This window comes from Deltaproteobacteria bacterium (assembly GCA_013151235.1).
Taxonomy (GTDB): Bacteria; CG2-30-53-67; CG2-30-53-67; order CG2-30-53-67; family CG2-30-53-67; genus JAADIO01.
Genome location: JAADIO010000051.1, coordinates 16,065 through 30,415 on the forward strand (window position 1 = coordinate 16,065; position 14,351 = coordinate 30,415).

General features: G+C 55.5%; 12 protein-coding genes, 1 tRNA gene and 1 other RNA gene. 12 read left to right on the forward strand and 2 right to left on the reverse strand.

What is annotated here, in order from left to right; translation table 11 throughout:
- The first annotated feature begins 1 nt into the window (after position 1).
- From GXP58_09790 to GXP58_09845, 12 genes are all read left to right on the forward strand, one after another.
- Positions 2–256 carry a hypothetical protein gene (locus GXP58_09790; protein ID NOY53895.1) on the forward strand — a complete coding sequence of 85 codons (255 nt, stop codon included), beginning with the start codon at positions 2–4 and terminating at the stop codon, positions 254–256.
- 150 nt (positions 257–406) lie between these two features.
- On the forward strand, positions 407–604 hold the full coding sequence (locus GXP58_09795; GenBank protein NOY53896.1) for a 30S ribosomal protein S21: 198 nt from the start codon (positions 407–409) through the stop codon (positions 602–604).
- 141 nt (positions 605–745) lie between these two features.
- A complete protein-coding gene (locus GXP58_09800) occupies positions 746–1,189 on the forward strand; it encodes a GatB/YqeY domain-containing protein (protein ID NOY53897.1) in 444 nt (147 codons plus the stop codon).
- Positions 1,190–1,267: 78 nt separating this feature from the next.
- Positions 1,268–3,616, forward strand: coding sequence for an endonuclease MutS2 (locus GXP58_09805; GenBank protein NOY53898.1), 2,349 nt, complete (start codon positions 1,268–1,270; stop codon positions 3,614–3,616).
- 11 nt (positions 3,617–3,627) lie between these two features.
- Positions 3,628–5,421 (forward strand): DNA primase, encoded by a 1,794-nt coding sequence (locus GXP58_09810; protein ID NOY53899.1) that lies wholly within the window; start codon positions 3,628–3,630, stop codon positions 5,419–5,421.
- Complete coding sequence (gene rpoD / locus GXP58_09815) at positions 5,406–7,235, forward strand: RNA polymerase sigma factor RpoD (GenBank protein NOY53900.1); 1,830 nt, start codon at positions 5,406–5,408, stop codon at positions 7,233–7,235. The genes GXP58_09810 and rpoD overlap by 16 nt, the downstream gene beginning before the upstream one ends.
- Positions 7,236–7,494: 259 nt before the next feature.
- Positions 7,495–7,571, forward strand: a tRNA-Ile gene (locus GXP58_09820).
- 122 nt (positions 7,572–7,693) lie between these two features.
- Positions 7,694–8,491 carry a Nif3-like dinuclear metal center hexameric protein gene (locus GXP58_09825; protein NOY53901.1) on the forward strand — a complete coding sequence of 266 codons (798 nt, stop codon included), beginning with the start codon at positions 7,694–7,696 and terminating at the stop codon, positions 8,489–8,491.
- A 13-nt stretch (positions 8,492–8,504) separates the two neighbouring features.
- Positions 8,505–9,236 (forward strand): hypothetical protein, encoded by a 732-nt coding sequence (locus GXP58_09830; GenBank protein ID NOY53902.1) that lies wholly within the window; start codon positions 8,505–8,507, stop codon positions 9,234–9,236.
- On the forward strand, positions 9,218–9,643 hold the full coding sequence (locus GXP58_09835; GenBank protein NOY53903.1) for a ribonuclease HI family protein: 426 nt from the start codon (positions 9,218–9,220) through the stop codon (positions 9,641–9,643). The genes GXP58_09830 and GXP58_09835 overlap by 19 nt, the downstream gene beginning before the upstream one ends.
- A 261-nt stretch (positions 9,644–9,904) precedes the next feature.
- An RNA gene (gene rnpB / locus GXP58_09840) (RNase P RNA component class A) lies at positions 9,905–10,264 on the forward strand.
- Positions 10,265–10,292: 28 nt separating this feature from the next.
- Positions 10,293–11,861: an AAA family ATPase gene (locus tag GXP58_09845; protein NOY53904.1), complete on the forward strand. Its 1,569-nt coding sequence runs from the start codon at positions 10,293–10,295 to the stop codon at positions 11,859–11,861.
- 74 nt (positions 11,862–11,935) lie between these two features.
- On the opposite strand, the gene GXP58_09850 is transcribed toward GXP58_09845, so the two are convergent.
- Entirely contained in the window at positions 11,936–13,018 is a 1,083-nt protein-coding gene (locus tag GXP58_09850) for a hypothetical protein (protein NOY53905.1), read from the reverse strand.
- Positions 13,019–13,046: 28 nt separating this feature from the next.
- The gene (locus GXP58_09855) at positions 13,047–14,030 is read right to left on the reverse strand and encodes a ParB N-terminal domain-containing protein (GenBank protein ID NOY53906.1); all 984 of its coding nucleotides are present in this window, start codon (positions 14,028–14,030) and stop codon (positions 13,047–13,049) included.
- Positions 14,031–14,351 lie beyond the last annotated feature (321 nt).

The window sequence follows — 14,351 nt, forward strand, 5'->3', positions numbered from 1 at the left end:
GATCGATACAACCAGTCTCATCGGTTTCACTGCCGCCGCATTCACCACCGTATCCTTCCTTCCCCAGGCCTTCAAGAGCTGGAAGACCGGAGCGACGGATGACCTCTCTTTCTTCATGCTGGCCTTCCTGTCCGCGGGACTTTTCCTCTGGTTCATCTACGGCCTGCTGTTGAAGAACCTCCCGATCATTTTCTCCAACGGAATCGGATGCACGCTGGTCTTCTCCGTCCTCTATCTCAAGATCCGCAGCCGGTAATCCCGCTCTCCCCCTCTTCGTCTTTAACCGCGGTTCCTGAACGGGAAAACCGGTAAATGAAAAAAACCGAAAAACTACTTGACAAAAATCCATCAAAAAGCTAAATTTAATGGTTACATAAATCACAAAGTGGAGGGAGGCGAAAAATGCATGTTAGGAATCAGACTTCGAGAGGGTGAACACTTCGAAGCTGCCTTGAGACGATTCAAAAAACTCTGTGAAAAATCCGGAGTTCTTTCGGAGATTCGAAAACGGGAGCACTACGAAAAACCCTCCATCAAGAAAAAGAAAAAGGCACTGGCCGCACGAAAAAAGGCCCTGAAGATGCAGCGATTCGGAAAACGCTAAGCGACCCTGCTTGTACAAATACTGCGGCACACCGAGTGTACCGCAGTATTTGGTGAAGAGGGCTACCCAGACCGATTCAACCAGGATTACAGCCGTGATGGTCTCTTCGGCAGGACGGCTTGATCTGAATGATGGAGGCGGATGTCTCTCAGGGAGAAGCTCGATCAAGACCTGAAGGAGGCCATGAAGGGACGGGAGAAGGAACGTCTTTCAGTCCTGCGGATGGTCCGGTCGGAAATCAAGAATCAGGAAATCAGGGATCGCCGGCCCCTGGATGAAAGTGCTCTTCTCACCCTGCTTGCCCGGAGCGCAAAACAGCGGAGGGATTCGATTGATCAGTTCCGAAAAGGGGGCCGGGAGGATCTGGCCGCACAGGAAACCCGGGAGCTTGAGATCCTTCTTGATTATCTGCCAAAACCGCTGACGGACGACGAACTGCGGAAAGTGGTCGAGAAAACGGTCACCCGTATCGGCGCCATATCAATGAAGGAAATGGGTACCGTCATGAAGCAGGTCATGGCGGAGGTCGGCGGACGAGCTGACGGGAAACGGGTCCAGCAGATGGTACGGGAGGTCTTGTCCTGAAAAAGGGGAAGATCTCCTTTTTTTCTTGAGGGAAAATTCTTCCTGAGCATACGACAGAAGACTGCAACACAGGCTCGCATGGATAGCAAGACCCTACGTACCCTTGAGTTTGACCGGATCCAGGAAATCCTGAAACGCTATGCCGCTTCCAGCCCGGGAATCTCGGAGATTGAACATCTCCGGATCGGGCATCAACCGGAATCCATTCGGCAAAGCCTTGCATGCGTCCGGGAGATGCGCTTTCTTCTACAAAACCGGGGGAGATTGTCCCTGCAGGGGAATGAGGAGATTCGCCCCTGCCTGCAGTCCATCCGGGTGGAGGGCGCATCCCTGAAAACGGATGATCTCGTTCTCCTCCGGAAAGTCATCCGCACGGGACAGGTTGTGAAGGACACTCTGGACGGAGAGAAGGAGACCTGTCCCCTGCTCCACCGGGAGGCCCGGCGGCTTGAATCGTTCCGGGGCCTCGGGGAAATTATTGACCGGACCATCGATGAACGGGGACGGCTCCGGGATTCGGCCAGCCCCGATCTGCAGCGAATCCGGCGCAGAATGCAAACATTGAGGCAGAGCGTCCGGACCCGGCTGGAAGAGATCCTCTCTTCGGCCTCTCTCGGTCCGATGGTACAGGAGAAACTGGTCACAATCCGGAACGGCCGCTACGTGATTCCACTGAAACCGGATTTCTCCGGAAAGCTGTCGGGGATCATCCATGACCGATCCGCCAGCGGTCAGACCGTCTACGTCGAACCGGCCGCAACGGTGGAGATGAATAACCGCCTTTCCCGGCTGCTGTCGGAAGAGACGGCGGAGATCCGGAAGATTCTTCTTCGGATCACGGAAAAAGTCAGAGGAGCGGGGGAGGGCCTGGCCCGAAACGTTGCCGTACTGGCTCGTTTTGATCTCCATCAGGCGAAGGCCCTTTACGCAGAGACCATCAAGGGAGTCAATCCGAAACTTGTTGATTCCAAAATGATTGATTTTCAGCAGGCGAGACATCCCCTGCTGCTGCAACGCACAGCGCCGGACGGTCGGAAACCGGTGGTCCCGGTTGACCTTCGTCTCGGAGAAACGTGCACAACCCTGCTGATCACAGGTCCGAACACAGGCGGCAAAACCGTCGCGTTGAAAACCCTCGGACTGCTGGTCTTAATGGCCCAGGCGGGAATTCCGGTTCCCGTGGCGGAGGGAAGCCGCATGGGAGTCTTTCGGGAGGTCATGGCCGATATCGGAGACGCGCAGAGTATTCAGGAGGATCTGAGTACTTTTTCCTCCCATATTGAAAACATCGTCTCCATTCTAAAAGGAGCGGAAGAAGGGGCACTGGTCCTCCTCGATGAATTAGGGACCGGCACCGACCCCCGGGAAGGAGCAGCCCTGGGAATCGCCATTTTAGAGAAGTTGGAAAATTCGGGCTGCCTCACGGCGGCCACAACCCACTACGAAGAGGTTAAACAGTTTGCCTACACCCGCCGGGGGATGATGAACGCCTCGATGGCCTTTGACAGGGAGCACCTCCGGCCGACTTATACGCTGCTCTACGGCCATCTCGGGACCAGCCACGCCTTCGAGGTGTCGGAACGTCTTGGAATACCGCATGCCGTCCTGCGGCGTGCCCGGGAAGAAATCTCTGATTTCGACCGGAACCGGGATCACCTGATTGAAGAACTCGAAGGACGGATTGCGGAAACCCGGACGCAGGCAAAATCCCTGCTACAGAAAGAAAAACGGATAGAGATCCTGAAGAAAGAGATCGAAGAGGAAAAAGAGAAGACCCGGAAAGAGACCGAAAAGATCCTGGCGGAGGCCCGGGCAAAAGTTGACCGGACCCGGAAACAAGTACGAAAGATCCTGAAGGCCGCCGGGCGGCAAGCCGACCGCAGCCGTCTCGAAAAGGAATTGACTGAACTGCAGAAGGAACTCCCGGAAGAGGAGCAGGTCATCCGGACGAACCGGAATGCTCCCCTTCCGAATATCCCGGTGGGGTGTACCGTCGAAGTCATGGGGACCGGAAAGCAAGGGGTGATCTTAAACCGCCCGAACAGGAAAGGGCGCGTCCGAATCCTCTGCAACGGAATCCGGATGGAGGTTCCGGCGGCTCGCCTGCAGGAGATCTCCCCCGATACGCCTCTCCGGGGGGTCGTCGTAAAGCTCGATGCGGAAGAACACCAGGAGGTGGAAGTTCCCTCCCGGATTAATCTCCTCGGACTTCGGGTGGAAGAAGCGGTACGAAAGACGGTACATTACATTGATCAGGCCCATATGAATTGCATGCGTCATGTGGAGATCGTCCACGGCATCGGTACCGGTGCCCTGCGGAGGGCCGTGGCGGAAACCCTGGAGGCACACCCCCTGGTCATGCACTTTGAAAACAGCGGGGACAACCACGGCGGCGCCGGCGTCACCATGGTCCAACTGGTATCCTGAGGATCAAAACTATGCTCTTCCCCGAGGAATTCATCACGGAAATCCGGGAAGCGAACGATATCGTCGAGGTCATTTCCAACTACGTCTCCCTAAAAAAGGGGGGCGCCAACTACAAGGGACTCTGCCCTTTTCATTCGGAGAAGACCCCCTCCTTCATGGTCAGTCCTGCCAAGCAGATCTTTCACTGCTTCGGGTGCGGCGAGGGAGGCAACGTTATCCATTTCATGATGAAACAGGAAAAAATGCACTTTCCCGATGCCGTCACCGCCCTGGCGGAACGATGCGGAAAACCGCTGCCCACCCTGGAACGGGTCCCGGAAGATCCCGCACGAAAAGAAGCAAAGGCGAGACTGTATGAAATCAACCGGGCCGCATGCGAATTTTTCCGGCAGGCACGGCTCGGCAACCCGGCAGCCCTTCGTTATCTGAAGGACCGGGGAATCCTGGAAAAATCACTTTCGACCTTTGCCATAGGTTTTGCCCCCGATGCATGGGAGTCTTTGAACCGGCATCTGACCCGGCAGGGATTCAAGGCCCGGGAGCAGGAGCAGGCCGGACTGGTCCTGCAACGGCAGAAGGGAGACGGGGTCTATGATCGCTTCCGGAACCGGGTGATCTTCCCCATTGTCGATATCTACGACCGGCCCATCGGTTTCGGCGGGCGGGTCCTGGACGATTCCACACCGAAATATCTCAATTCACCGGAGACCCCGATCTTCGACAAGGGGGCAAACCTCTATGGTCTGAATCTGGCCTATGAGGCGATTCGCAAACAGGATTATGTCATCCTGGTGGAGGGGTATATGGACGTCATTACCGCCCACCAGGAGGGAATCTTAAACATCGTGGCCACCCTCGGGACGGCTCTGACGGAACGGCATCTCAGGAAACTGCGGCGTTATACACGCAACCTTGCCCTCTTCTTCGATTCCGATGCCGCCGGCCTTAAGGCCGCGGAACGGTCGTTCGACCTCTGCGTCCCGGCGGGGATAAAAGTAAAAGTCGTCACTCTCCCGGACGGGGAGGACCCAGACAGCTTCATCCGTGCGCGGGGGAAGGCGGGGTTCTCCGAGGCCATGGCCGGCGCACAGCCGATTATGGATTTCATGATGGAGCAGTCTACGGGCGGGAAAACCCCGGAGACCGTGGAGGAGAAAGTCGCTGTGACGGAAAAACTGGCACCCCTGCTTTCCCGGATTCCGGATGCTGTGGAACAGGAGCTTTATCTGAAAAAGGCAGCCTCCCTCCTCGGGGTAAAAGACTCGACCCTCTTACAAAAGATGCAAAGCGGCAGGAGGCGTCCTTCCCCAGGGAAACGTGCCGCGAAAAAACCGGAGGAGAAAAACAAAAAGAGGAGGATTCCCGTCTGGGAAAGGGATTTCGTCGGTTGGATGGTCGAACATCCGGAAGAGATCGGGAAACTTCGGGAAAGGATCGTACCGGGCCATTTTCTGGACCCCGGACTCCGAAAGGTTGTGGAGGCCATCCAAAAGCTGCCTGACTCGGCGTTGGACCGGGAAACCGTTTCGGCCCGAATCCAGCAGACGGACCCTCAACTGGCCGGTTCCCTGTCTCAATACTCTCTCGAAGAGCGGGACCTCCCCGACATACAGGGTCTGCTTGGCCGCCTTGAACTGGAACATCTCAGGAACCGCTTGACGCGACTTCAAGAGAAGTTGATCAATACTGAAAAGGGAAGTGAGGAGGAAACTCAATTCTTGCTGGAGAAAAATCAACTACGACTGCAGGTGGAAAACCTGACGTCCGAACTCGGAAGGGAAAAAAGAGCATGTCCATCAAATTAAAACGTATCCCGGAGATCAAATCGCTCATTGCGCAGGGGAAGGAAAAGGGCTTTATCACCTATGATGAGCTGAACGATTCCCTCCCGGAAGAGATGGTCAATTCGGAAAAGATCGATGAGCTGATCATACTGTTGGGCGACATGAACATTGAGGTCACGGACCCGGTACAGGAGGGAGGACAACCGGCCAAGTCGATCATCGATCACGAAGATGACGGCGTGAAAGAGGTCGATGTCAACTTTAAAGAAGGCGAGGAGGATCCACTCAAACATGACGATGAAGAACTTGCTCTTGACCTGACGCCCGGTGCGATCGGCAAGACCGACGACCCGGTCCGTCTCTATCTCAAGGAGATGGGAACCATTGCCCTGCTCGATCGCGAAGGAGAGGTCCGGATCGCCAAGAAGATCGAGGCCGGGCAGCAGAAGATTACAAATGTTCTTATGACCTCACCGGTCATCGTTCCGATGGTCCTCTCGCTCGGAAAGAGACTTCGCAAAGGCAAGATCTATATCCGGGATGTCGTTTGCGGAACGGATGAGGATTTCGATGAGTTTTCCTCCGGCACTTCGGACAGCGAGCTGAAGATGCAGACCCTGGCCCGGATCGACGAAATCCAGGAACTGATGGAATCTCTCGACTATCTGAGGCTCCGCATGGAGGACCCGAGGATCAAGAAAAAAGAGACCCGTGAGAAATACCGCCGCCGGATTGATGAGACGCAGAAAAAGATCTTTTCACTCATCTCCCAGCTCGACTTTCATCCCGACCGGATCGAGGCCTTCACCCTCCGGCTCAAGGCAATCGTCGATCGAATCAACTACCTCAACCGGGAAGTGCGGCTCTGTGAAAAAAACGCCCGCCTCTCCTCCGAGGATATACTGGCTTACTCGAATGCCCGGCGGAAAACTCCGCGCATGAAGAAGATCGAAAAGGCGGCCCGTGTGCAGCCACAGCGGATCAAACAGATCGGGCTTCGGTTGAAAAAAGCACGGAAGCAACTCCGGATGATCGAACAGACCTATCGGGTTCCTCCGGAACACTTCAGGAACTCCCAGAAAAAACTTCGAAGCGGTGAGGCCCAGGCTCAGGGGGCCAAGGCGGAGATGGTCGAGGCAAACCTTCGACTCGTTGTGAGTATCGCCAAGAAATATACGAACCGGGGACTGCAATTCCTCGACCTGATCCAGGAAGGGAACATCGGACTCATGAAGGCCGTAGACAAGTTCGAATACCGGCGGGGCTATAAATTCAGCACCTACGCCACATGGTGGATCCGGCAGGCGATCACCCGGGCGATTGCAGACCAGGCCCGCACCATCCGGATCCCCGTACACATGATCGAAACGATCAACAAACTGATCCGGACCTCACGCCTTCTGGTCCAGGAAATGGGGCGGGAACCGACCCCCGAGGAGATATCGAGAGAGATGGATCTCCCCCTGGAAAAGGTACGCAAGGTCCTGAAGATCGCCAAAGAGCCGATCTCTCTGGAGACTCCTGTGGGCGAGGAGGAAGACAGCCATTTAGGAGATTTTATCGAGGACAAGAAGATCATGTCTCCCACGGAGGCGGTGGTCAAAATTAATCTCCAGGAGACGGTCGTAAAGGTCCTCCAGACCCTCACGCCCCGAGAAGAGAAAGTCCTGCGCAAACGTTTCGGCATCGGCGAGGCCACCGACCATACCCTCGAAGAGGTCGGCCAGGAATTCAACGTCACCCGGGAGCGAATCCGGCAAATCGAGGCCAAGGCACTACGCAAGCTGCGTCACCCGACCCGCAGCCGGATCCTGAAGGCTTTTATCGAAGGGTAAAAACGACGGCAAAAAAACCTTGACATTTATACCGGCCTTTTCTATAATATATAGTTCTATTATGAACGGCCGGAAAAAGGACGAACGGGAAGAATGAAGAATGATAAAGTCGTAAAAAGTCCGTTCAACCCTTCGACACGCTCAGGGCGAACGGTGTAAGTCATTGATATTCCGTTCGTGGTGAGCCTGTCGAACCATGAACGGAATCCGAAAAACGACTTTTTACGACACCATCAAGAATAAAAAAGAGAGATCACCTGGGCCCATAGCTCAGTTGGTTAGAGCCACCGGCTCATAACCGGTTGGTCCCAGGTTCGAGTCCTGGTGGGCCCACCAAAGCGTGCAACAAAGGACTATGAAAAACAAATATCTTTTTCCAGGCAGAATCACAAAGATTACGCGTAAGCTGAAATGCACTTTAGAAATCTAAAGTGCATTTTTTTTGTCCCTTAAAGAACATGAAACTACAGCAGATCATCGACATTCTGGAGGAGATCGCCCCTCCACAGTACGCCGCATCGTGGGACAATTCCGGTCTTCAGGTCGGATCCCCGGAAGCGGAGGTCTCATCCATCCTCGTCGCCCTGGACATCACGGAAGGAGTCATCCGGGAAGGAGCCCGGAAAAAGACCGATCTCATCGTGACCCATCATCCCCTCTTTTTCCATCCCCTCTCCCGGCTGCAAACCAATACCGGCATCGGCAAGCTCCTCCCGCCTCTGCTGCAGGCGGGAATCTCCGTCTATGCGGCCCATACGAATCTCGATGTCGCTGCAGGCGGTGTCAACGACCAATTGGGACGGGCATTAAAAATTGCCCGCTGGAAGGAACTGCCGGGGGGAAGAACCTCCGAGGTGAAAGGCTTCGGAGGCATTGGGAAGCTGGAGGCCCCGCGGCGGATCACGGAAATCATCACCGACCTTAAAAAATCCCTGAAGATCCCCACCGTTCGTCTCGTAGGGTCCAAAGAGAAAACCGTGCAGAAGATCGCCTTCTGTTGCGGAAGCGGAGCCGATCTCTTCCCCGAGGTCTGCCGTGCGGCACCGGATCTTTTCATCACGGGGGATTTGAAATACCACGATGCCATGAATTTTCTCCTGGAGGGGATCCCTGCCCTGGACCTGGGTCACTTCGCTTCGGAAGCGGGTATCCGGAAACCTCTGGCGGAAAAGATTCGTCAAGCCATCTACAGGAAAGGGGAACACCTTACCGTGCAGGTATCCCGCACCGAACGTGACCCCTTTCAGTTCATCTAAAAAGGAGCCGATCATGACCTTACAAGAAGACCTGCAACAACTGATCCACCTTCAGGAGGTTGACAACCGCCTCGGTGAAATCAAAGAAAAACGGGCGGAAGTGAAACAGGCCATTTTGCATGTCCGTGAACCCTTAACGCAATTGGAAACGGAAAGAGACCGACAGATCGAAGAGGTCACAAAACTTCGGGAGGAAGCTCGGGGACTGGAGCTGGCCACGCAGGAATTTACCGAAAAGATCCGAAAATCGCAAGAAAAGCTTTCCCGGATTAAAACCCAGGAAGAATATTTTGCTCTGCAGAAAGAAATCGAGGGAATGGAACGAAAAAAGAAAGAGGATGAAGAGAAACTCCTCGCAAACATGGAACTCCTGGAGTCCTCACAGAATCAAAGGGACGAACTGGCCACACAGTGTCAGGAGGAAGAAGCAAATTTCCGGAAGAAACAGGAAGAGATGCTGGCCGATTCAACCCTCTTCGACAGCCGGGAGAAGGAACTCAACGCCCGGCGGGATGAGATTCTCCGGACGATTGATCGCCGCCATCTGGCATATTACAGTAAAATTTTCCAGCACAAAAGCGGCCCGGCCGTCGTACAGATCATCGACGGCAACTGCCAGGGATGTCACATGACCCTGCCCCCCCAGCTTTTTAACAATGTCCGGAAGGGAACCTCGATTATTACCTGTTCCTTCTGCAACCGTATCCTCTACGTCGAGAATCAGGTATGTCAAAGCGAATCCTGATCCATACCGACGGGGCGGCGAAAGGCAACCCCGGTCCGGCAGGCATCGGATGCATCGCCTGTGCAGAGGATGGAACAGTCCTCTTTGAACACTGCCGGTATATCGGAGAGACCACCAACAATGTTGCGGAATACAAAGCGCTCATTGACGGACTGACCCGGGCGCTGGAAGAAGGCGCTTCCGAGGTCCGGGTCGCATCCGACTCCGAGCTCATGGTCCGGCAACTCCACGGGATCTACCGGGTCAAGCAGCCCCATCTCCGGAAACTCTTCGACGAAGTCACCAGGCTCAGCCGTCGCTTCGACCACTTCGAGATCGCGCACATCCCGAGGGAAGAAAACCGCGAGGCCGACGCCTTGGCAAACCGGGCGATCCGGCAGCATAATCCGGCAAGACAGAATTCATAAACCTTCAAAAACTTTGGATTTCATGTGGTTCGACCGGTTCACTATGCTCGGAAAGTTTAATGGACCGTTCGTGGTGAGCCTGTCGAACCATGAACGGAACCCGAAAAATGACTTTTTACGAGACCATCAACCTTTGTGCTCTGCTTTTCCCCGTGACACCCCGTGTTCCCCGTGGTTAAATGCTTTTCGTTTCTTGCTTTGATTTTGACCTTGATTTTGCCTTTGCCATGAACGCTTTTCTTCGCTACAATAGGGCCGTCCCAAGCAGATCGGGTAATCGCTCCGGTTTTCCGGAGAGGAAAGTCCGGGCACCACAGGGCAGGATGCTTCCTAACGGGAAGTCCCGGTGACGGGCAGGAAAGTGCCACAGAAAAGACACAGCCCCGGGAATCCCGGGGTAAAGGTGAAATGGCGGGGTAAGAGCCCACCAGTGTCCGGGTGACCGGGCAGCTCGGCAAACCCCATCCGGTGCAAGGCCAAATAGGGAGGCGTTTGAGGACGGCCCGTCCGAAGCCTCCGGGTCAGGTCGCTTGACCCCGGCGGTGACGTCGGGGCTAGATGAATGATTACCGTCCCGTCGCAGACGGGATACAGAACCCGGCTTATAGGTCTGCTTGGGACGCTTTTCTTTTCCGAAGGAAAAGAAAAAATGGAGCAATCGTCTGTTCTGCAGGCAATGAGGAACCCCGGCTTCTACCCGGAAGCAACCCGAAAGGTGGAACTCCGGGAGACCCATATCTCTACCCTCTTTCTCACCGACCGATTCGTCTACAAAGTCAAGAAACCGGTTGACTTCGGATTCCTCGACTACACCACACTGAATGCCCGTCGTTTCTTCTGCGAACAGGAATTGCGCCTGAACCGACGCCTCGCAAATGATGTCTATCTACAGATCCTTCCGGTCCGCCGGCAGGGTGACCGGATCACCCTTACGGGAGAAGAGGGAGAGGTGATTGAGTACGTCCTCAAAATGCGCCGCCTCCCGGCAGACAGGATGCTCGACACCCTTCTGATGGAAGGGAGCGTCGATCGTGAAATGATCCGCCGGATCGCCCTTCACCTGATCGGTTTTCACAGCCGGGCCGAGAGCACGCCGGAGATCTCCATCTATGGATCCCCCAGGCGCATCCGTAAGAATATCGAAGAAAACTTTGAACAGACCCGGTCCTTTATCGGTGAAACCATAGAGAAAAACGTCTTCGAACGGATCCGAAACGATAGCCGGGCCTTCCTGGATGGAAACCGTTCTCTCCTTGAAAAACGTGTTACCGAAAAGAAGATCCGCGACTGTCACGGCGACCTGCGCCCGGAACATATTTGCGTGCAAGAACCGATCGTTATTTTCGACTGCGTGGAGTTCAACCGCCGTTTCCGCTATTCCGACGTGGCCTGTGATCTTGCATTCCTCGCCATGGATCTCGATTTCTTCGAACAGCCCGAGCTTTCCCGCCACCTCGTCCACAACTATGCCCGCTACACCCGCGACATCGACCTGCTGCGGCTGATCCGCTTCTACAAGAGTTACCGGGCCTACGTTCGGGGGAAGGTGGAAAGCATGAAAGCGAAGGATCCCGCATTACCGGCCGGGGAGAAGGAGCGGACCCGGCGGGCCGCCCGCAGGTACTTCGCTCTCGCCGGAACTTATACCGGCGCCCGCCCGTATCTGATCATCACCTGCGGACTCACAGGGACGGGCAAGAGTACCCTGGCCTTACGCCTCGCGCAGGACCTCGACCTGCCTTTGTTCCGAAGCGATCTTGTACGCAAGGAGCTTGCCGGGATTCCCGCTTCCGCTCATCAGGATGTACCCTTTGGAGAAGGGATTTATGGAGAGGCGATGAGCCGCTGGACCTATGACGCGCTTTTAGAAAGAGGAGAAGAGGAACTCCGGAAAGGAAACCCGGTCCTTCTCGATGCGGCTTTCCTGAAAAAGGAGGAACGGAAAAAAGCGGGAAAACTGGCGCAAAAGATGAATGCGCGATTCTTCGTCATCGAAACACGCTGTCCCGAAGAGACTGCGATGCAGCGGATTCGGAAGCGGCACCAGGAAAGGGATGATCCCTCGGACGGCAGGGAGGAGATCTACCATGCCCAAAAAGAACGCTTTGATCCCGTCACAGGCCTTCCCGACGGGCCGCACATTGTCGTCAGCACCGCCGACCGGGGCGATCCCGCCCTCCGTGTGGAAATGGAAATTCTGCTGGCCGTGGAAACATGAGGCGGCGGGCTGACAGCGGTGATTCCCGCACCATCCTCCTTTGCGGACGACGAAGAACGCCGATGGCCGGAATGTCATCTGAAGATCCCCGAGAGATTCTCAATCCCCGGGGGGGCACTTGCAAAAACCCGTTCCCAGACTTCCCGGCTCTCCATGCAGAGATAGACGGGAACCTTCGACCCGTAACTCCGGATCCACTCCACCATTTTTCGGTAGGCCGGAACCCGGATGGAGCGCAGATAGCGCATCTTCCCGTCCGGACAGGGAATGAATTCCCCCGTGACGATCGGACTCTCCGGAAAGCGCTCCCGCATGATCTCCTTCAGCGCCGGCGGAAAACGGAGCCCTCCCAGGCTGATCCATGCAATTCCTTCGGGATCAACGGATCTCATGATCGCCTCCACGACACCTGAATACGCCCCCTCCCATCCTTCATCGAGGATCATCGGATCAAAATGAAAGGCGATTTTGTACCCCGCCGCCCGGCACCGTTTTGCCGCGAGGAGACGATCCGTGAGAGACGCCGCTCCCCGTTCTTCCGCGGTAATGATTGCTTCGGGATTAACCGACCAGCCGATCACCGTCCGGCCGCGGGGATCAAGGTCAAGAAGATTCTCTATGTGATCGGTCTTGGTCTTCAATTCAAGAAGCGCATTTGTCTGCCGGGCGAAAAAGGGAACAAGTTCCCGGGAGAGACCGGTCAACGGGTCGAGGGCCAGGCTGTCCGTCAGCTCTCCCGTACCGATCCGGAAGATCCGACCGGGACGCGCTGCAAAAAGGGTCTCCAGCCGGGAGAGGATCTCCCCGGTATTCACAAAAATCCGGAGGATCGGATTATTCCGGAGGTAAAGCTGCAAGATACAGTAGGTGCAGTCAAGAGGGCAACCGGTGGCGGCATTGAGGACGGTATAGTTGCAGCAGATGAATCCCTGCGTACCGGGACACTTCTTAACGAACGCACCGGGGAAGGAGGAGAGAAAAAGAACCTGCTTGCCCGCCCCCTGCGGATCCCCCTCCTGCAGAAGGGGTCGAAAGATCGGATCAGGCTCATCCACAATCTCCGCGGGAAGGCCGGGAAAACGGGCGACAATCTCTTGTGTGACCGGCAAAGTTTCCACCCCGGCCTCAAGAAAGATCCGCTCTATTGGATATTCCATCCGGTATGGACCTCCCGAAAAAATCGATCTATGAATTCAACTGTTTCAGAGAGGCCAGGATCTTTCCGGTTTCCTCCCGGTCCGCAATCCCATTCAGCGAGGCGGTCCGCTCCCGGAGTTCATCGACGGAGCCGAACCGGAAATGCACCTCAACCTTCTCTCCTTCCAGAAAAGAGGGGAGGAACAGTTGAACCTCCCGCGGACACACCTTTTTCAGCAAAGAATTCAGGGTTGCGCACTGTTCCGTAAGCTCCGGGAATCGAAATTCCCGCAAGACCTCCTCGACTCTTTCCCGAATCTGGGTGGACGTTAAGTCACGGTTTTCCCGCAGGAGGGAGATTTCGGGGCGTTCCAGGATTTTTCCGGGTGTGGTTTTCTCCCTCAGGGCGATCTCTTCGAGGAAGTCGACCAGTTTCCGGAGAGCATTCCCGCCGAACGTGACCCTCTGCAGCATTCCCTCCAGGGAGCGTTGCCCCGTCTCCGGCCAGGCGGCAATACGGGTGCAGACCCGAACCGGGATGTTATGCAAAACAACATAATTTTGGAGCTTGCCGGTCAACCGGACAAGACCCGCATACTGTTTGTAAAGACGATCGCACGGGGAGATCCCGAGTTGATTCATCACCTCGTTGCGTGTTGCCCTATCGACGCCGAAGTCCGAGACCAGGCGATGGAGGCACCGGCCCCGTTCAATATTGTTGACCGGACGGACCGCCAGATTTTCCCGGATGCCCGCCAGGTAAAGATCAAGATCACCAACCTCCACCCCGACAACCCGGGCCGGCACTTGCCGGATACCCACCCTTTTTGCAGCCGCCACCCGGCGATGGCCGCAAACAATCCGGAACAACCCCGTACCGAGGTCCTGCAGAAACAGGGGAACCAAAACCCCCGACGCCTTTACCGAGGGAAGGAGTTCCTCTACATTCTCGGGGAAAGCGAAGGCAAACCGCTTGTCCGATCCATCAATCCGGTCCAGGGGAACCTCTTCAAAACGGTCGTATTTCATCATTTGCGGTCCTTTTACCCTCTATAATCAAAATTGACAAGGCCCCCCTTTTCCCCTATGCTTGCCATCTGAGCGGCCGGGTGCTCCCTCTTTCACCGTAGAGGAAGGGAAGGGGCGCACCGGGTCAACCAAGACGCTGTATGTCGGTGTTCTTGCCGGCATTTTTGATGAAGTCGTAAAAAGTCACGAAGCCCTTCGACCCTTCGGCCGGCTCAGGACGAACGGTGTAAGTTATTGATATTCCGTTCGTGTGGTTCGGAAAGTTTAATGGACCGTTCGTGGTGAGCCTGTCGAACCATGAACGGAATCCGGAAAACGACTTTT